Below are 18,430 nucleotides of genomic sequence, written 5' to 3' on the forward strand. Positions count from 1 at the left end.
GTTGTGTTTTCACAACTGGGCTTGTTACCCTAAGGGGGCGAATGGGATCGGGGGCCTTCATCTGAAGACGTCCCGGGAAAGGGTGCTTTCCGGTTCTGAATGCTGAAAATGCCAGTGCGCCGCCCGCGCCCGCGCCCGTCCGAAAAAGGGTGGCCGGGTTCAGGTGCGGCGCGACATGGCGAAGGGACAAGGGAGAGCCTCAATGGCCGACGAATTAGAGAATCAGGGTATCCCTGCGCCCACGGGCGACTCGGATATCATCGCGACCGATTACGAGATCGGTCAGGACAACATCACGACAAGGATCGGGCCATTCGGGCTCGACATTCACAATCCCGTCTTCATGATCTCGGGCCTCGCGGTCGTGGCCTTCGTGTTCTACACGCTGGCATTGCCGGAGCAGGCGTCGAACGTGTTCAGCTGGCTCTTTTCGGCGGTGACCAAGGGCTTTGACTGGTTTTTCCTCGGGGCCGCGAATATTTTTGTGATCTTCTGCCTGCTGCTGATCGTGACGCCCTATGGCTCGGTCCGGCTGGGCGGCACCGAGGCCAGGCCGGATTACAGCTATGTTGGCTGGTTCGCGATGCTATTTGCGGCGGGCATGGGGATCGGCCTTTTGTTCTTCGGGGTCTCTGAGCCGATGAGCCACTTCTCGTCGTCGCTCGGTGGCACCGCGATGGAAGAGGGCGCGCGCACCGACTGGGCACCGCTTGGTGCGGCAGCAGGTGACGAGGCGGCGGCACAGCGGCTTGGCATGGCGGCAACGATCTTTCACTGGGGTCTCCACCCTTGGGCAATCTATGCCGTGGTGGCGCTGGCGCTGGCGCTGTTCTCCTACAACAAGGGTCTGCCGCTGACGCTGCGCTCGGCGTTCTACCCGCTTCTGGGCGAGCGTGTCTGGGGCTGGTGGGGCCACATCATCGACACGCTGGCGGTGTTCGCCACGCTCTTCGGTCTGGCCACCTCGCTCGGCTTTGGTGCGGAGCAGACGGCTTCGGGTCTGACCTTTCTCTTCGGGTCGGGTGACGCGGCGGAGGGCACACGCGCCTTCATGGGCATCACCTATGGCAACAGCGACGAGTCGGGCGTGGCGAACAATCCGCTTCTGCTGGTCATCCTGATTTCCGGGATTACCGCTGTCGCGCTGGTCTCGGTCGTGCGTGGCCTCGACGGGGGCGTCAAGGTGCTCTCGGAGATCAACATGGGGCTGGCCGCGATCCTGCTCTTGTTCGTGTTCTTCGTGGGTGGACCGATCTTCCTGCTGACGCTTTTCTTCGACAGCATCTGGGCGTATTTCCAGAACCTCGTTGCACTGAGCAATCCGTTTGGGCGTGAAGACACTAACTTCATGCAGGGCTGGACAGCGTTCTACTGGGCTTGGTGGATCTCCTGGTCGCCCTTCGTGGGCATGTTCATCGCGCGCGTCAGCCGCGGTCGTACCGTGCGCGAGTTCATCATCTGCGTGCTGATCATCCCGACGACGGTCTGTATCCTGTGGATGACCGTCTTTGGCGGCACCGCGCTCAATCAGGTGGTGGTCGATGGCTATACCGGGGCGCAGGATGCGGCGCTTGAACTCAAGCTGTTCCAGATGCTTGCGGAACTGCCACTGGCGACGATCACTTCGGTGATCGGGATCATTCTGGTTGTCGTGTTCTTCGTCACCTCGTCGGACTCGGGCTCGCTCGTGATCGATACGATCACGGCGGGTGGCAAGGTTGACGCACCGATTGCGCAGCGTGTGTTCTGGTGCATCTTCGAAGGCGCAGTCGCGGTTGTGCTGCTGATCGGCGGGGGCCTTGCGGCGCTGCAATCGGCGGTGATCTCGACCGGTCTGCCGTTCACGCTGGTGCTGTTGGTGATGTGCTACGCGATCTGGAAGGGGCTGGCGTCCGAGAAACGCTGATCCCAGCCTGACCTAACCCAATGAGAGGCCCCCCGGGTGTTGCACCCCGGGGGGCTTTGCTGTTTGCTGTGGCAAAATCATGATGGGGGACCGGTGACGTGATACTGGATAATGAATTTGTACGCGCGCAATTTCCGGCCTTTGCCGAGCCGTCGCTTGCGGGCCAGGCGTTTTTCGAGAATGCGGGTGGATCGTATGCATGCGCGCCGGTGATTGCCCGGCTGGAGCGCTATTACCGGCAGCGCAAGGTGCAGCCTTATGGCCCTTACGAGGCCAGCCGTCTGGCCGGTGAAGAGATGGATGAGGCGCGGGCGCGGCTTGCGGCGATGATGGGTGTGGCGACGGATGAGGTCAGCTTTGGCCCCTCAACCACACAGAACACCTATGTTCTGGCGCAGGCGTTCCGGCAATGGATGCAACCGGGCGACGCGATCATCGTCACCAATCAGGATCACGAGGCCAATTCCGGCCCGTGGCGGCGGTTGGCCGATGAGGGATTTGAGGTGCGCGAGTGGCGGATCGATCCCGAGAGCGGGTTGCTTGACCCTGCCGATCTGGAAAACCTGCTGGATGAGCGTGTCCGGCTGGTGTGTTTTCCGCATTGCTCCAACGTGGTGGGGGCGATCAACCCGGTGGTCGAGATCACAGCGCTTGCCCATGCGGCGGGGGCGTTTGTCTGCGTCGATGGGGTGAGCTACGCACCGCACGGTCTGCCCGATGTGGGCGGCATGGGCCCCGATATCTACCTTTTCTCGGCCTACAAGACCTATGGCCCGCATCAGGGCATCATGGTGATGCGGCGCGAGTTGGGCAACCTGCTGCCCAATCAGGCGCATTATTTCAACGCCGATACGCTCTATAAACGCTTTACGCCTGCCGGACCGGATCATGCGCAGATCGCGGCAAGTGCCGGCGTGGCCGATTACATCGACGCACTCGCCGCGCATCACGGGGTCGAGGGGGATGCGGGCGCGCGCAATGCGGGCGTGCATGACCTGATGCGCGCGCATGAGGTGGCGCTGTTGCAGCCGCTGCTTGATTATCTCAAGGATCGGAATTCGGTGCGCCTGATCGGGCCGACCGATGCGGCGGCCAAGGCCCCGACCGTGGCAGTTGCCCTCAATCGTCCGGGGGCCGGGGCGGCGGCCGATCTGGCCGCGCGTGGCATCATGGCGGGGGGCGGTGATTTCTACGCGGTACGGCCCTTGCAGGCCATGGGTGTGGATACGGACAAGGGCGTTCTGCGGCTGAGCTTCGTGCATTACACATCGCGCCCGGAGGTGGATAAGCTTCTGAGCGCGCTCGACGATATTCTTTGATCCGGCCTCGGCGGCCCTGCGTAAGTCATTCAAAGACCGGGGCAGGAAATGACCGACATAACACCGAGTATCGTATGGCTGCGCCGTGATTTGCGGCTGAGCGACAACCCTGCCTTGGCAGCGGCCTGCGCGCGTGGCGGGCCGGTCATTGTCGTGTTCATTCACGATGACAGCGTTGCGCGCTTGGGTGCGGCCCCGAAATGGCGGCTTGGGCTTTCCCTCGGTGACCTAGCGCACTCGTTGTCGGCCAAGGGTAGCCGTTTGATCCTGCGCAAAGGCACGGCGTGCGATGTGCTGCTCGACCTCACCCGTGAGACGGGCGCGACGGCGGTGCATTGGTCGCGGCTCTATGATCCCGAGGCGACTGCCCGCGACAGCGCCATCAAGTCCGTGCTCAAGGAGGGTGGTGTCGAGGCGACAAGCCACAACGCACATCTGCTGTTCGAGCCCTGGACGGTTCAAACGCAGCAGGGTGGGTTTTACAAGGTTTATACCCCGATGTGGCGCGCGGTGAAGGATCGCGATGTGCCCGCGCCCGAGAGCACGCCACAGCATATTCCCGCGCCCGAGACATGGCCCGAGAGCGAGCGTCTGGTGGATTGGAACCTTGGGGCCGCCATGCAGCGCGGGGCCGAGGTTTGCCTGCCGCATCAATGCGTGGGCGAGGCGGCGGCGCAGGGGCGTCTGGGGGCCTTTGTCGGTGAGGCCATCGCCGATTACAGCACTGCCCGCGATCTGCCCGCCAAGCCCGGCACCTCGGGCCTGTCCGAGAACCTGACCTATGGCGAGATATCCGCGCGCCAGTGCTGGCATGCCGGGCTGCGCGCGCTGCATGAGGGGGCCACAGGGGCCGAGACGTGGCTCAAGGAACTGGTCTGGCGCGAGTTCGCCTATCACCTGATCTATCACACACCCCGCATCGCGTCTGGTAACTGGCGCGAGGAATGGGATGCGTTTCCGTGGAATGAAGATGGCGACAGGCCCGAGGTGATCGCGTGGAAACAGGGGCGCACTGGCGTGCCCTTTGTGGATGCCGCGATGCGCGAGATGTATGTGACCGGCACCATGCACAACCGCGCCCGGATGATCGTGGCGTCCTACCTAACCAAGCATCTGATGACCCATTGGAAAATCGGCCTTGAGTGGTTCGCCGATTGCCTGACCGACTGGGATCCGGCCTCGAACGCCATGGGCTGGCAATGGGCGGCGGGCTGCGGGCCCGATGCGACGCCTTATTTCCGGGTATTCAATCCTGAAACGCAGTTGCACAAGTTCGACCCTGAGGGTGCCTATAGCCGCCGCTGGATCGCGGAAGGCACGCGCAGCCCGAGCGAGACGGCACTGTCCTATTTCGATGCGATCCCGCGCGCCTGGGGGCTCTCGCCGCAGGATCGCTATCCGGCCCCGGTCGTGGATCTGAAAGAGGGGCGCGAACGCGCGCTTGCCGCATATCAAGGGCGGGGGTTCTGAATGGGCAGTGCCACAGTTGAAAAATCTTGCCCCACCGGGGTCGAAGCCTCTAGCCTTGACGATGACGCACGAGGAAACGACCCCATGATCCTGACCGACACTACCGGCCAGACCGACCTGCCGCGCTACTTCGCCCGCTCTTTTGCCGTGGCCCGCCATATCAGCGCCGGGCGGCTTGACATCGTGCTGCCCGATGGCCGCACGTTCCGTGCCGAAGGGCCGCGCCCCGGCCCGGTGGCGGTGCTGGAAATCCACGACCCGGAGGTTTTCGCGCGGCTGGTGCGCGAGGGTTACCTGGGATTTTGCGAGGCCTATCTCGACGGTGACTGGTCGACGCCTGATCTGCAATCATTCATGGATCTGCTGAACGATGATGACGGGATCTACAACGGCTATCCCGGCCAGAAGATCGCGCAGCTTTACGAGCGCATCCGCTTTTGGTTCAAGCGTAATTCCAAGGCACAGGCACGTCGCAACATCAGCTATCACTACGATCTGGGTAATGATTTCTACCGGCTGTGGCTGGATGACACGATGACCTATTCCAGCGCCCTTTTTGAGGAGGGGCGCAACAGTCTGGAGCAGGCGCAGATCGCGAAATATGCCAGCATGGTCGACCGGATGGGTGTAAAGCCCGGCGATCACGTGCTGGAGATCGGCTGTGGCTGGGGCGGCTTTGCGGAATATGCGGCGGGCGAGCGCGGCCTGCGCGTGACCGGCCTCACGATCAGCGAGGAACAGTTGAAATATGCCCGTGAGCGCATCGCCCGCGCCGGGCTGTCGGACAGGGTGACGCTGAAATTGCAGGATTACCGCGATGAGCGCGGCACCTATGACGGCATTGCCAGTATCGAGATGTTCGAGGCCGTGGGCGAGCGCTACTGGCCGGTCTTCTTCGAGAGCCTGCGCGACCGGCTCAGCCCCGGGGCGCAGGCGACGTTGCAGATCATCACGGTTGAGGACAGCCGCTGGGACAGCTATCGCAATGACGTGGATTTCATTCAGAAATATATCTTTCCGGGCGGCATGCTGCCCAGTCCGACGGTGCTGCGCCAGCAGATCGAGCGCGCCGGCCTGATTGTCGCGAGCACCATCGAATTCGGCGAAAGCTATAGCCAGACGCTGCGCCGCTGGCACAAGAGTTTCAATGAAGCATGGGATCAGATTGCCGATAGGGGCTTTGACGAGCGGTTCCGCCGGATGTGGAATTTCTATCTGACCTCTTGCGCGGGAGCCTTCAAAGGGGGTAGTTGCGATGTGACACAGATCACCATCGCAAGGCCCGGATAGATGCCTGTAACCGATAGTATGCCCACGATGGGCAAGCTCGCCGCCGCCATCGGGCTCGGCATCGTGGGCTGGGTCGGGTCTGAATTGTTTCGCCCTCTCATGCCGGATGACACGAATTTTGGCTGGTTCAATTACGTCAATGCCGGGCTCGGAATGCTGTGCGGCTGGCGGGTTACGGGCCGCAGGCTAGGATTTGGCTATGCGCAGGGCTTCAGCGCCGGTTTGACGGGCGTGGCCGCATTGGTGTTCTGGGCGGTGTTTCTCCAGAGCCTCAACGAGATGCTCAAGCGCGCGCTCGACAATCGTTATGACGGCGCGGTTGAGGGCCTCACTTCGATGGTCGAACTGGCGGCGGAATATGTTCTGACCATGCTCGACGGTACATTGATAGGCACTCTGCTTGCGGGTGGTGTTGTGGTGGGCGTGATCTCGGAATGGGTGGCGCGCCGCTGGTCATGACCGTCCCGCTTTTTCTTTACGGGCCGATGGCAGAGCACGATTTTCTGGAGGCGGCTCTCGGCGCGGTCGGGGCCAATGCCGTGCCGGAGGCACTTTTGCGCGATCACAACCTGAGCGCAGAGCCCGTGTCGCTGCCGCTTCCGGGCCTCGCGAGCGGGCGTGGAGTGGTCAAGGGGCGCGCCGTGGGCGACGCGGATGCGATCGCGCGGTTGCTTTATATCGGAGAGGTGCTGGGGCTAGAACCCGTGCAGCAGGTGCGGTTGTCTTGCGAGGCTCAGGACATCTCGGCGTGCGCATTGACCGGACGACCGGGTACGTTGGCCTGGCAAGCTGATTGCTGGTCGCGGTCGTCACAGTTGACGCTATGCGAGGCGGTGCGCGAGATCGTGGAGGATATGGCACACCGTCCGGCAGCCGATCTGGTAGCCACGCGCTCGATGATCCTGTCGCGTGCCGCCGCGCGGGTCGCCGCCCGCGACGCGGTGCCTGCCGCGTTGCGCAGCGCCGCCGGAGCGGACCACGTCGAGGCACTGCAAGTCGAGACGCTCCATGCCGGGTTCTTTCGCACGCGGGGCTATCACCTGCGCCATCCGCGTTTTGACGGCACGGCCAGCCCCGTCCTGCATCGCGAGGTGTTCGTGGCGACCGACGCGGCGCTTGTTCTGCCCTATGATCCGTTACGCGACCGGCTGTTGTTGATCGAGCAGTTCAGGATGGGCCCCTATGGGCGCGGCGATCCGCGTCCCTGGATGCTGGAGCCTGTGGCGGGCCGTATCGACGCGGGCGAAACGCCGGAAGAGACCGCCCTGCGCGAATGTCGCGAGGAAGCGCGGCTCGATCTGCGCGGGCTGGAAAAGATTTCGACGCATTACTGCACGCCGGGCTATTCCACGGAGGTGTTTCACCTCTTTCTGGGGCTGTGTGATCTGCCGGATGTCGCGCAGTGGCAGGGCGGATTGGAGACCGAGAACGAGGACATTCGCAGTCATGTGATTGATTTCGCTCAGGCGATGGCGCTGTTGCACAGTGGCGAGGCCAATAACGGGCCGCTGGTGCTGAGCCTGATCTGGCTGGAACGGGAACGTGCACGGCTGCGCGCATCGGCTTGAGTTCCGTCAACTGAGGGCCTAAACCCGAGGGAACATGCCGAGCACAGGAGCAACGGAAATGCGCATTGCACAGGATCTGGCCGCCGCCGTCGGGAATACACCGCTACTCCGGCTGCGCCGCGCGAGTGAGGAAACCGGCTGCGAAATCTACGGGAAATGCGAGTTTCTGAACCCTGGCCAATCGGTCAAGGATCGCGCCGCGCTCTTTATCATCCGCGACGCCATTGCGCGCGGGGAGCTGGAGCCGGGCGGCACCATTGTCGAGGGCACGGCGGGCAATACCGGGATCGGCCTTGCGTTGGTGGGTGCCTCGCTCGGTTTCAAGACGGTGATCGTCATTCCCGAAACGCAGAGCCAGGAAAAGAAGGACATGCTGCGTTTGGCGGGGGCGGACCTTGTTCAGGTGCCGGCAGCGCCCTATTCAAATCCGAACAATTTTGTCCGTTACTCCGAGCGTTTGGCGAAAAAACTTGCCAAAACCGAACCTCACGGCGCGATATGGGCCAATCAGTTCGACAATGTGGCGAACCGTCAGGCGCATATTGAAACCACCGGTCCCGAGATTTGGGAACAGACCGGTGGCGAGGTCGACGGTTTCATCTGTGCTGTAGGCTCGGGGGGCACGCTGGCCGGTGTCGGCATGGCATTGCAGCCCAAGGGCGTAAAGGTCGGCATAGCCGATCCGATGGGGGCCAAGCTCTATTCGTACTACACCAGCGGCGAATTGGAGAGCGATGGGTCGTCCATCGCCGAAGGGATCGGTCAGGTGCGCATCACCGCCAATCTCGACGGGTTCACGCCGGATTTCGCCTGCCAGATCCCAGACGAGGAGGCGCTGCCCATCGTCTTTGACCTGCTGGAGCATGAAGGCCTGTGCATGGGCGCCTCGACCGGTATCAACGTCGCCGGCGCAATGCGCATGGCACGCGAGATGGGACCGGGGCATACCATCGTCACCATCCTGTGCGATTATGGCACTCGCTACCAATCCAAACTGTTCAACCCGGAATTCCTGCGAGAAAAGGGCCTGCCGACGCCTGCGTGGCTCGATCAGGCCCCGCGCTCCATCCCCGGAGTCTTTGCGGAGTGACAGGGTTTCTGCGCCTCCTCTGCCTGGTTCTGACAGTGACCTTCGGTGGTATCGCGGCGATATCATCGGTGCCGGTGGCACAGGCGCAGCAATCACTGGGTGGTCCGGATTTCGAGGCCTGGGAATCGCTGGCCGATCGGGTCGAGAACGCGCTGGAAAGCGGTCGGGTCGATACCCAGATCCTGGAAGCTCTGCGTGGACTCATCGTCGATTTCCGGCAAGAATTCGTCGACGCCCAAGACACCAATGCGACCACGATCAAGACCGTTCGAGACCAGCTTTCGGCACTTGGGCCAGTGCCCGAGGACGGAAGCGAAGCAGAAGAGGTCGCGGCGCAACGCGAGGAGCTTAACCGACGGTTAACGCGGCTCGAGGCACCGGTGCGCACCGCCGAATTGGCCCGCAGCCGCGCTGACGGCCTGATCCAGGGAATAGACCGGACCATCCGCGACCGGCAGACCGCCGAATTGCTGCGCCTCGGGCCGACGCCGGTAAATCCGCTGCACTGGCCTGCAGCACTGGGCGAGATCTACGGCTTTGTCGAGTCGATCCGGGCCGAGGTTGTGCTTGACTGGCGCAACCCGGTCGCCCGTTCCGTATTCAACGACAGCTTGCCTGCGGTGGTGGGCTGGTTGCTGCTCGGTCTGGTCCTCCTGGCACGCGGGCGATACTGGCCCCTGCGCCTGATGCGGCAACTTAGCCAGGACGAGCCGAGCGCGGGACGCTGGATCAGCACCTTTCTGATTTCGCTCGGTGAATGGTTCTTGCCCTATGCCGGGGTTTATGCGCTGCTGCGATCCGCGGAGGCGACCGGCCTCACCGGGACACATGCCGATCTTGTCCTCTCAAATCTGTTGCCTGCGGCGTTCATCTTCCTACTGGCCCGTTGGCTGGCGCAACGGGTGTTTCCGCGTCACGAACCGCGTGGCCCGGTGCTCAAGCTCGATGACCGCTGTCGCTATTCGGGTCGTCTCTACGGGGCGCTCATGGGGCTGGTGGTGGCGGCCTTCTATTTTATTCAGGCGGTGGCCGAAGGGGCGAACTGGAGCGAACTGGCGACTAATGTGGTTGTCTTCCCGGTGATCGTGCTTACCGGGCTGTTGCTGTGGCGGCTCTCGCACCTGCTGACGTTGCATGTGTGTGCATGTGAGGCCGATTCCGACAGTGAGACCGGCTTTCGCGAACGGATCGCGCGGTTTCTGTCGCGGCTGCTGACGGCGCTTGCGTTGCTGGCGCCGGTGCTGGCGGCGATCGGTTATGTCAAGGCGGCGCAGGCGATGCTGCTGCCAACCGTGCTGTCGCTGATGCTGCTGGCCTCCCTGCTGATCCTGCAACGCCTACTGACAGAGCTCTATGTGATGATCACCGGCAATCGTCAGGGCGCGCAGGAGTCGCTCTTGCCGGTTCTGGCGGGCTTTGTTCTGATTCTGATGTCGCTGCCGGTCTTCGCGCTGATTTGGGGCGCGCGCCCGGCGCAACTGCAGGAGTTCTGGACCCGCTTCACCGAGGGCGTCAGCCTTGGCGGCACACAGATTTCTCCGGCGATCTTCCTGACCCTCGCGCTGGTCTTCACGCTTGGCTATCTGGCGACCCGGCTGTTGCAGGGGGCGTTGCGCAACACCATCCTGCCCAAGACCCGGCTCGACACAGGCGGTCGCAATGCGATCGTGTCGGGCACGGGGTATGTGGGGATATTCCTGGCTGCGCTGATTGCGATCACGAGTGCGGGGATCGACCTCAGCTCGCTCGCTATCGTCGCTGGTGCGCTCTCGGTCGGGATCGGTTTCGGCCTGCAGAATATCGTGTCGAACTTCGTCTCGGGCATCATCCTCCTGATCGAGAGGCCGATTTCAGAAGGCGACTGGATCGAGGTGGGCGGCCAGCACGGATATGTCAAATCGATCTCGGTGCGCTCCACCCGGATCGAGACCTTCGACCGCACCGATGTGATCGTGCCCAATGCCGATTTCGTCAGCGGCACGGTGACCAACTACACGCGTGGCAACACCGTTGGTCGGGTGATTGTGCCGGTACGGGCGGCCTATGGCACGGACACGCACAGGGTCGAGAAAATCCTGCAGGAGATTGCCGAGGATCATCCGATGGTTCTGATGAACCCGCCGCCCAACGTCGTTTTTCGCGGTTTTGGCGCCAGTTCGCTCGACTTCGAGATCCGGGCGATCCTGCGTGACGTAAATTGGGTGATGACCGTGCATTCCGATATGAACCACGAGATCGCTCGCCGCTTTGTCGAGGAGGGCATCGAGATTCCCCTCCCGCAGCAGGATGTGTGGTTCCGCAACGCCACGCCCGCTTCGATGGCGGGCGGGGCCGATGTGCCCTCGATCCCGCCGGTGCAGAAGACTTCGCCGAGCTCGGCCCCCGTCCAGAAGACCGAGGCGGATTTCGACGCCGATGCGGCGGGCGGCGAGGGCGACGGGCGATGACCGAGCGTCTCTTTCTCACCGACCCCTATCTGGCCGAGGCCGAGGCGTGCGTGGTTGGGCATACGCCCGAGGGTGGCGTCGTGCTCGACCGGACGATCTTTTATCCCGCCGGGGGCGGTCAGCCGGGCGACAGCGGACGGCTCGACTGGGGGCGGGGCGGTCTGAGCGTCGCCACCAGCGTCAAGGCGGAAGGCGCGCAGATCGCCCTTGTTCCCGCAGAGCCGCAGACCCTGCCGCCGATAGGAACCGAACTGCGCCAGATTCTGGACTGGGAGCGGCGGCACCGGCATATGAGGATGCACACGGCCTTGCATCTGCTGTCGGTGGTCATTCCGTTGAAGGTCACGGGCGGTGCCATCGGCGAGACCCGGTCACGGCTTGATTTCGACATGCCCGATGCGCCCGAGGATCGGGCCACGCTCGAAGAGCATCTCAACCTGCTGGTGGATCGCGATTTGCCGGTGAGCGAGGACTGGATCACCGAGGCCGGTCTCGATGCGGATCCCGGTCTCGTCAAGACAAAGTCGGTGCGCCCGCCGAGGGGTGGGGGCCGGGTGCGGCTGATCCGGATCGGGCAGGGCGAACGCGAGGTCGATCTGCAACCCTGCGGCGGCACCCATGTCGCGCGAACCGGCGAGATTGGTGCGCTGCGGCTTGGGAAATTCGAGAAGAAAGGCCGCCAGAACCGTCGCGTTTACCTGAATCTGGAAGGGTAGGGGCCGGCACAAGAGATGCTCTGTAGGGCGAGGAATGCCCGATTGACATGCCGGTCGCCTCGAAGCCGACCCTCACCGGCAGCACCGAGCTGGCAAGAGCAGCACGCAGCCGCTGGAAATCCTCCGGTGTGTTCGTGATCGTCATACGACGGCATCGCGTCTTTCCGGGGATGCGGATCAGATCGCATCACGCTGAGGTCCTTAGAACGCATCGAGGAGGCCCAGGGCCAGGCCACGCAATCGCTATGGACCTGTAACAACGACCGCCCCAACATGGCCATCGGCGGCATCCCCCCCGCCATGAGACTGAAAGTGGCTGCACAATTTCATGCCTCCCGCCCGTAACAAGATCTTTCAGTTGCCATTTCAGCGCGTCTACTGGCGTGGAAACCGGGTAAGCACGATAAAAACCGACGCACAGAGGTCTCGGTGAGGATGTTGCAGCGCCCCTTTGGCTTTGAAGCAATACCTAATCTTGCCAAACTTGTTACCGTTATGCAAATTAGGTTTGCGAACGTCGATTGTCACTATCATCGCGTGAACGGAGAAACGAATAAATTGTCTGCAATCTCGACTGTCCTGCTGAAATCGAAGGATGAGGCGGTCATCAATGCCGCGTCGCAGGCACTGAGCGAGTTGGACGGCTATCGGCTGATCTTTTGCGCCGATGACGAGGCGGCAAAGAGCAGGCTTGATGAGTTGAAGGTCGATTTGATCCTGTATGATTTTGACAAGGGCGATTTCGGGCCGGAGAATGCGCTGCTTCGATCCCGCCTCTCACATGCCGCTTGCTGGCGTATCGTGATTTGTGACGAAGACGACGTGAGCGCCGGGGCGCAGCTTTGCGAGGATACCGCGTCCTATCTCTATCTGGCCAAACCGCTGCAACACCAGCAGCTTCGCATCGTCGTCAAGCGCGCGCTGGAACATGCGGAACTGTCGCGCCGGCACCGGATCCTGAGCCGCGAGCTGAAGCTGTCGCTGGATGACGAGATCTTCGGCGGGGAAGAGGCAGGATCGGTTCAGGGGGGCGTTTCGCGCTTTGAACGGCTGGTCTATGCCAGCCCCAAGATGGCCGATCTGGTGGCCGAGGCCAAGGTCGCGGCGACAACAGACATGCCAGTGCTGATCCGTGGGGAAACCGGGACCGGCAAGGAGCTTCTGGCGCGCGCGATCCACTTCAACTCGCATCGCGTGAACTCTCCGATGCACAGCCAGAATTGTGGGGGCGTGTCCGACGATGCCCTTTATTCGGAATTCTTCGGCCATGTGCGCGGTGCCTTTTCCGGTGCCATCGCTGATCGGCTGGGGCTGTTTCGCGCGGCTGATGGCGGCACTGTCTTCCTTGATGAGGTGTCAGAGGTCTCGCCGCATTTTCAGGTGGCGCTGCTGCGGTTCTTGCAGGAGGGCGAGGTCAAGCCGTTGGGCTCGGACAAGACGCTGCACAGCAATGTCCGTATAATTGCGGCGTCGAACCGCTCGATTGACGAGATGGTGGAGCAGGGCACGTTCCGGCGCGATCTCTATTATCGGCTCAGGGGGTTTCAGCTCGATCTGCCCGCGCTGCGGGAGCGATCCGAGGATATCCCGGTGCTGACGCAGTTCTTTGTGGAGAAATACGCGGGCGTGGTGGGGCGGCGGGTGCTCGGGGTGACGTCGGACGTGCTCAAGCGGCTAGAGCATTACCCGTTTCCGGGTAATGTACGGGAGCTTGAAAGCGAGGTTCAGCGCATGGTCGCGGTGGCGGAGCAGGGCGGCTATGTCGCCCTGCGGCACCTCTCCGAGAAGATCGCGCGCACGCCGGTTGAAACCAACGGAAACGCGAGTCTCGCGGTTGCGGGGGCGACCCTGAAGGACAAGGTGGAGACCCTTGAAAAGGACGTTCTGAGGCAGGCGCTCACGACCTTCCACTGGAACCAGAGCAAGGTCGCGGAGGATCTGGGCCTGTCGCGCGTCGGTCTGGCCAACAAGATCAAACGCTATGGGCTGCGCAAGGTGTGAGACATGCAGAACGATGATCCGAAAAGCAAGATCATCAGATTTCCGTTTGCCCGCTCCGGGGTGGCGATGAGCCGGGATGCCCCGCGCAACCTGGGCCTGACGCCGATGTCGAAGGCGGTAGCGACTGAGGGGCGCGGTGCCAAAGGGCATTGGTGTGCCGACTGCAAGGGCATCTGGTACAGCTACTTTCCGGAGGTGCAATGCCCGGTCTGCGGGCGGCGCGGATAAGCGCAAGAGGCGCAAACCAAGTTAGCATCGCGACAGAAAACTTGATTATCAGTTTACACTTTGTTTCGGGAATTCACCGCGCCACGCGTCAGTGTTGATTTGTGTCACTGCCCGTCGGGCGACACAATCGAATGGTCAGGCCCGAGCCATACTCGCCACAGCCAAGCCTATATCTTGGATCCCGGAGAGGAGGTTCGCGCCACGCGCGTCGATCTTTGGGAGGAAGAAAAATGGCAAACCTGTTGTGGCTTCAGGGGGGGGCGTGTTCCGGCAACACGATGTCCTTTCTGAATGCCGAGGAACCAAGCGCTTGCGATCTGGTGACCGATTTCGGCATCAACGTGTTGTGGCAGCCGTCGCTCGGTCTCGAACTGGGTGATCAGGTCAAGGAGATCATCGAGAAATGCATCTCGGGCGAGATCAAGCTCGATATCTTTGTCTTCGAGGGCACGGTGATCAATGCGCCCAATGGCACCGGGGAATGGAACCGGTTCTGCGGGCGGCCGATGAAGGACTGGGTCAAGGAGCTGAGCGCTGCCGCCGATTTCGTGGTCGCGATCGGAGATTGCGCGACCTATGGCGGCATTCCGGCTACCGCGCCCAACCCCACCGACAGCGTCGGGCTGCAATTTCTCAAGCGCGCCAAGGGCGGCGCATTGGGCGACGGCTTTACCGCAAAATCAGGCCTTCCGGTCATCAACATTCCCGGCTGCCCCGCACATCCCGACTGGGTCACGCAGATCCTTGTCGCCGTGGCGACGGGCCGCGCCGGTGATCTGACTCTGGACGAGTTCCATCGTCCCAAGACATTCTTTTCGTCCTTCACCCAGACCGGCTGCACGCGCAACATGCATTTCGCCTACAAGGTCTCGACCACGGCGTTCGGGCAGCGCAAGGGCTGCCTGTTCTATGATCTGGGCTGTCGCGGCCCGATGACCCATAGCCCCTGCAACCGGATTCTGTGGAACCGCCATTCGTCGAAGACCCGCGCAGGCATGCCGTGCCTGGGCTGTACCGAGCCGGAGTTTCCATTCTTCGATCTGGCACCGGGCACGGTCTTCAAGACGCAGACCGTGATGGGCGTGCCCAAAGACATGCCCGAGGGCGTGGACAAGAAGGGCTACATCAAGCTGACCGCCGCCGCCAAGGGCGCGGCACCGGCCTGGGCCGAAGAAGATATCTTCGTGGTCTGACCGCGATTTGGGAGAGAGAAACATGTCTACAGCAGTCGAAACACTCGACATTTCACCGGTCGGCCGCGTCGAGGGCGATCTGGATGTGCGGGTCGATATCGAAAACGGCGTCGTCACCAATGCCTGGACCCATGCGGAGATGTTCCGCGGCTTCGAGGTGATCCTCAAGGACAAGGACCCGCAGGCCGGGCTGGTCGTCACGCCACGGGCCTGCGGCATCTGCGGCGCGTCGCACCTGACCTGCGCGGCCTGGGCGCTCGATACCGCCTGGGGCACGACGGTGCCGCGCAACGCCATTCTGGCGCGCAACCTCGGGCAGATCGTGGAATCCCTGCAATCACTGCCCCGACACCATTACGGGCTGTGGATGATCGACTATACCAATGACAACTACGCGATGAGCCCGTTCTACGAGGAAGCCGTCAAGCGCTATTCGCCCTTCACCGGGACCTCTTACGAGGCTGGGGTGACGATTTCGGGACGTCCGGTTGAGATCTACGCGCTTTTGGGTGGGCAGTGGCCGCATTCGTCCTTCATGGTGCCGGGCGGCGTGATGTGTTCGCCGACGCTGACCGATATCACCCGGGCCTGGTCGATCCTGGAGCATTTCCGCCAGAACTGGATCGAGCCGCTGTGGTTTGGCTGTTCGATGGAACGCTACGAGGAAATCCAGACACTGGAGCAGTTCGAGGCGTGGCTGGATGAGAAGCCCGAACACGCCAATTCGGATCTCGGCCTGTTCTGGCGCATGTCCAAGGATATCGGCCTCGACAAATACGGCAAGGGTCACGGTCGGTTCACGACCTGGGGCTACCTGCCACATGAGGACAAGTATCAAAACCCGACCATCAATGGCCGCGCCGATGCGGTGATCATGAAATCGGGCATCTATGACGGGGCGAGCGACACGTTCAGCCCGATGGATCAATCCTTCGTGCGCGAAGACACGCAGCACGCCTGGTATGACGAGGGCGGGGCGGTGCATCCCTTCGACCGCACCACCAACCCGGTGGCCAAGAACACCATCGACCCGGCGGGCAAATATTCGTGGTCGACGGCGGTATCGCATGCCGAGGCCGGGCGGCTGGAGGCCGGGCCGCTGGCGCGCCGGCTGATCGCGGGCAACGAGGCGGGCCATGATTTCCAGCACAAGGATGGGCTGGTGCTCGATATGTATCGCAAGATGGGCGGGGCCTCGACCATGCTGCGCCATTTCGCGCGGATGCATGAGCTGTGTATTCTCTACCGCGAGGCCGAGCGTAACCTGCGTGAATTCAGGCTTAACGACGAATGGTACATCAAGCCCACCGAAAAGGATGGTCAGGGTTGGGGGGCGACCGAGGCGATCCGGGGGGCGCTGTGCCACTGGATCGACGTGCGCGACGGCAAGATCGCCAACTACCAGATCATCGCGCCGACCACCTGGAATGTCGGTCCGCGCACCGCCGAAGGCACGCGCGGCCCGATCGAAGAGGCGCTGATCGGCACCCCGATCAAGAACACCGCCGACCCGGTCGAGGTCGGCCATGTCTGCCGGTCCTATGACAGTTGCCTTGTGTGCACGGTTCATGCGCATGATGCAAAATCCGGTGACGAACTGGCCCGCTTCCGAACCGCCTGATGTTGCGTATCGGTCGGCGGGTCAGGCCTGCCGACCGTGTGCCATGCGGCAATCAGGGAGGAAGCTGAATGTCAAAGGATTCAGAGACGACTTTCGGAGAGGAGCAGCGCCGGGCCTATCTCGAACGATACGGGTTGACGCCCGCCGAGGCGGGGCATGACATGTTGATCCAGATGATCGAGGACATGTTCAAGGAGGGCCTGACCACCGAGGTCGAGCCGTTTCCCGAAACCGACCGCGAATTCGGGGCCCTGCTGGACAAGCTTCGGCCCCTGAGCGCGGATCAGCTGCGCGAGAAGCTGGTGATCTCGGGCTGGCTCTTGCAGCCCTATGGCGAGGACCAGATGCGGTGTCAGGAATGCATGTATTACCTTGTGCACAAGCGCTGGTGCGACCTGCCCGAGCTTGATCTTCCGGCCAAGCCGGAATGGTGGTGTCGCCTGTGGCGGATTTGAAGGGAGCGCCGAAATGGACGACGATCAGATGCGCGCGACGATAGCCGGGATGCTGGCCTGTGGCCTCGAAACCGAAGTCTGGCCCCGTGCCGGCACCAGCGAGGAGGTCAATGCCATCGTGGCGCGGTTGCAGGTCGAGGCAGGTGATAATCTGGAGAGAAAACTGGTGATCGCCGGGTTCACCGATCACACCATCGAGGCCGACGGGATCGAACAGCCGTGCGAGACCTGTATGTATTACAAGGTCCATGCGAGGTTCTGCGATCTGCCGGAGCTGATGCTGCCGGTCGAGCCGGAGTGGTCCTGCCGCCTGTGGCGCATCTGATGCCCCCCGACGTCGTGGTGATCGGCTGTGGCAACCCGAACCGGAGCGATGATGGCGCAGGCCCCCATCTGATCGCGCGGATGCGGGAACATGGTGTGCCCGAGCATACCCGCATTTTCGATGGTGGCACCGACGGCATGTCGGTGATGTACAGCGCCCGGGGGGCCACGCATCTGATCATTGTCGATGCGCGTGTCCCCGACGGCAATCCCGGCGCCATCTTCGAAGTGCCGGGCGAGGTGCTGGAGGCGCCGCCGAAGCAAAGCCTCAACTTGCATGATTTCCGTTGGGATCACGCGCTTTTTGCCGGGCGTCGCATCTATGGCGAAGATTTTCCCGGCGATGTGTCGGTGTTCCTGATCGAGGCCGCCACACTAGAGCTGGGCCTTGGCCTTAGCGCGGCGGTGTCGCACGCCACCGAGGCGGTCGAGACGCGGATCCGCGAGCTGATCAAGGGCTGGAGCTGCGCATGACCTGCATCGCTGTCAGGGAGGGTGCGATCTATCTGCCCCGCGCCGTGGTCGACACCTATTTCAGCGGGATTGATGCGGTCATCGTACTGATCGAAGAGGGCGAGCTGATGGTGATCCCGGTGCATCAGGCCACTGCCGGGGGCTGCCTGCTCAAGATCAGGAATGCCGCCGGGGACAGGGTGGTGCAGGCCCGCGACGTGTTTCAGGACCGCGATCTTTTGGGGTTTGCGACCGAGGCCCTGGCGGTTGGGTGGCAGGCCGACAAGGGCGCGCTTTGCGCCAAACTGCCGCCCGTGTCGCAAATAAAATAAAGCAAATTAAGTTTACA

17 protein-coding genes are annotated in these 18,430 nt (G+C 62.5%); all 17 read left to right on the top strand.

What is annotated here, in order from left to right:
- The first annotated feature begins 202 nt into the window (after positions 1 to 202).
- The 17 genes from BHD06_RS09425 to BHD06_RS09505 all read left to right on the top strand — a co-directional run bounded on the left by BHD06_RS09425 (position 203) and on the right by BHD06_RS09505 (position 18,413).
- A complete protein-coding gene (locus BHD06_RS09425; protein ID WP_080456751.1) occupies positions 203 to 1,906 on the top strand; it encodes a BCCT family transporter in 1,704 nt (567 codons plus the stop codon).
- 98 nt (positions 1,907 to 2,004) lie between these two features.
- Positions 2,005 to 3,225, top strand: coding sequence for an aminotransferase class V-fold PLP-dependent enzyme (locus BHD06_RS09430; protein ID WP_080456752.1), 1,221 nt, complete (start codon positions 2,005 to 2,007; stop codon positions 3,223 to 3,225).
- A gap of 48 nt (positions 3,226 to 3,273) precedes the next feature.
- Positions 3,274 to 4,695, top strand: coding sequence for a deoxyribodipyrimidine photo-lyase (locus BHD06_RS09435; RefSeq protein ID WP_080456753.1), 1,422 nt, complete (start codon positions 3,274 to 3,276; stop codon positions 4,693 to 4,695).
- Positions 4,696 to 4,779: 84 nt separating this feature from the next.
- On the top strand, positions 4,780 to 5,985 hold the full coding sequence (locus BHD06_RS09440) for a cyclopropane-fatty-acyl-phospholipid synthase family protein (RefSeq protein ID WP_080456754.1): 1,206 nt from the start codon (positions 4,780 to 4,782) through the stop codon (positions 5,983 to 5,985).
- Positions 5,986 to 6,444, top strand: coding sequence for a TrgA family protein (locus BHD06_RS09445; RefSeq protein WP_080456755.1), 459 nt, complete (start codon positions 5,986 to 5,988; stop codon positions 6,442 to 6,444).
- The gene (locus tag BHD06_RS09450) at positions 6,441 to 7,553 is read left to right on the top strand and encodes an NUDIX domain-containing protein (protein WP_254892372.1); all 1,113 of its coding nucleotides are present in this window, start codon (positions 6,441 to 6,443) and stop codon (positions 7,551 to 7,553) included. The genes BHD06_RS09445 and BHD06_RS09450 overlap by 4 nt, the downstream gene beginning before the upstream one ends.
- Positions 7,554 to 7,611: 58 nt before the next feature.
- Positions 7,612 to 8,643: a cysteine synthase A gene (locus BHD06_RS09455; RefSeq protein WP_080456757.1), complete on the top strand. Its 1,032-nt coding sequence runs from the start codon at positions 7,612 to 7,614 to the stop codon at positions 8,641 to 8,643.
- Positions 8,640 to 11,090 (top strand): DUF3772 domain-containing protein, encoded by a 2,451-nt coding sequence (locus BHD06_RS09460; protein ID WP_080456758.1) that lies wholly within the window; start codon positions 8,640 to 8,642, stop codon positions 11,088 to 11,090. The genes BHD06_RS09455 and BHD06_RS09460 overlap by 4 nt, the downstream gene beginning before the upstream one ends.
- On the top strand, positions 11,087 to 11,806 hold the full coding sequence (locus BHD06_RS09465) for an alanyl-tRNA editing protein (RefSeq protein ID WP_080456759.1): 720 nt from the start codon (positions 11,087 to 11,089) through the stop codon (positions 11,804 to 11,806). The genes BHD06_RS09460 and BHD06_RS09465 overlap by 4 nt, the downstream gene beginning before the upstream one ends.
- Before the next feature lie 558 nt (positions 11,807 to 12,364).
- Positions 12,365 to 13,807, top strand: a complete 1,443-nt coding sequence (locus tag BHD06_RS09470; protein ID WP_217805653.1) for a sigma-54 dependent transcriptional regulator — start codon at positions 12,365 to 12,367, stop codon at positions 13,805 to 13,807.
- Between the two features lie 3 nt (positions 13,808 to 13,810).
- Positions 13,811 to 14,035: a hypothetical protein gene (locus BHD06_RS09475; protein WP_080456761.1), complete on the top strand. Its 225-nt coding sequence runs from the start codon at positions 13,811 to 13,813 to the stop codon at positions 14,033 to 14,035.
- A gap of 230 nt (positions 14,036 to 14,265) precedes the next feature.
- On the top strand, positions 14,266 to 15,228 hold the full coding sequence (locus BHD06_RS09480; protein ID WP_080456762.1) for a hydrogenase: 963 nt from the start codon (positions 14,266 to 14,268) through the stop codon (positions 15,226 to 15,228).
- A 22-nt stretch (positions 15,229 to 15,250) separates the two neighbouring features.
- The gene (locus BHD06_RS09485) at positions 15,251 to 16,849 is read left to right on the top strand and encodes a nickel-dependent hydrogenase large subunit (RefSeq protein WP_080456763.1); all 1,599 of its coding nucleotides are present in this window, start codon (positions 15,251 to 15,253) and stop codon (positions 16,847 to 16,849) included.
- A 68-nt stretch (positions 16,850 to 16,917) separates the two neighbouring features.
- A complete protein-coding gene (locus tag BHD06_RS09490) occupies positions 16,918 to 17,304 on the top strand; it encodes a hypothetical protein (protein ID WP_217805654.1) in 387 nt (128 codons plus the stop codon).
- A gap of 13 nt (positions 17,305 to 17,317) precedes the next feature.
- Entirely contained in the window at positions 17,318 to 17,629 is a 312-nt protein-coding gene (locus BHD06_RS09495) for a hypothetical protein (RefSeq protein ID WP_080456764.1), read from the top strand.
- Positions 17,629 to 18,102, top strand: a complete 474-nt coding sequence (locus BHD06_RS09500; protein WP_080456874.1) for a hydrogenase maturation protease — start codon at positions 17,629 to 17,631, stop codon at positions 18,100 to 18,102. The genes BHD06_RS09495 and BHD06_RS09500 overlap by 1 nt, the downstream gene beginning before the upstream one ends.
- Positions 18,099 to 18,413 (top strand): hypothetical protein, encoded by a 315-nt coding sequence (locus BHD06_RS09505; RefSeq protein WP_080456765.1) that lies wholly within the window; start codon positions 18,099 to 18,101, stop codon positions 18,411 to 18,413. Before BHD06_RS09500 ends, BHD06_RS09505 begins: the two co-directional genes overlap by 4 nt.
- The last annotated feature ends 17 nt before the right edge of the window (positions 18,414 to 18,430 follow it).

Origin of the sequence: Roseovarius sp. A-2, from assembly GCF_002072155.1 — a bacterium.
In the GTDB taxonomy this organism is placed as follows: Bacteria; Pseudomonadota; Alphaproteobacteria; order Rhodobacterales; family Rhodobacteraceae; genus Roseovarius.

Bases quoted from the DNA above. Each gene is read 5' to 3' on its own strand.
- BHD06_RS09425 (WP_080456751.1), top strand. From the start codon at position 203: ATGGCCGACGAATTAGAGAATCAGGGTATCCCTGCGCCCACGGGCGAC.
- BHD06_RS09435 (WP_080456753.1), top strand. From the start codon at position 3,274: ATGACCGACATAACACCGAGTATCGTATGGCTGCGCCGTGATTTGCGG.
- BHD06_RS09440 (WP_080456754.1), top strand. From the start codon at position 4,780: ATGATCCTGACCGACACTACCGGCCAGACCGACCTGCCGCGCTACTTC.
- BHD06_RS09445 (WP_080456755.1), top strand. From the start codon at position 5,986: ATGCCTGTAACCGATAGTATGCCCACGATGGGCAAGCTCGCCGCCGCC.
- BHD06_RS09450 (WP_254892372.1), top strand. From the start codon at position 6,441: ATGACCGTCCCGCTTTTTCTTTACGGGCCGATGGCAGAGCACGATTTT.
- BHD06_RS09455 (WP_080456757.1), top strand. From the start codon at position 7,612: ATGCGCATTGCACAGGATCTGGCCGCCGCCGTCGGGAATACACCGCTA.
- BHD06_RS09465 (WP_080456759.1), top strand. From the start codon at position 11,087: ATGACCGAGCGTCTCTTTCTCACCGACCCCTATCTGGCCGAGGCCGAG.
- BHD06_RS09475 (WP_080456761.1), top strand. From the start codon at position 13,811: ATGCAGAACGATGATCCGAAAAGCAAGATCATCAGATTTCCGTTTGCC.
- BHD06_RS09480 (WP_080456762.1), top strand. From the start codon at position 14,266: ATGGCAAACCTGTTGTGGCTTCAGGGGGGGGCGTGTTCCGGCAACACG.
- BHD06_RS09485 (WP_080456763.1), top strand. From the start codon at position 15,251: ATGTCTACAGCAGTCGAAACACTCGACATTTCACCGGTCGGCCGCGTC.
- BHD06_RS09490 (WP_217805654.1), top strand. From the start codon at position 16,918: ATGTCAAAGGATTCAGAGACGACTTTCGGAGAGGAGCAGCGCCGGGCC.
- BHD06_RS09495 (WP_080456764.1), top strand. From the start codon at position 17,318: ATGGACGACGATCAGATGCGCGCGACGATAGCCGGGATGCTGGCCTGT.
- BHD06_RS09500 (WP_080456874.1), top strand. From the start codon at position 17,629: ATGCCCCCCGACGTCGTGGTGATCGGCTGTGGCAACCCGAACCGGAGC.
- BHD06_RS09505 (WP_080456765.1), top strand. From the start codon at position 18,099: ATGACCTGCATCGCTGTCAGGGAGGGTGCGATCTATCTGCCCCGCGCC.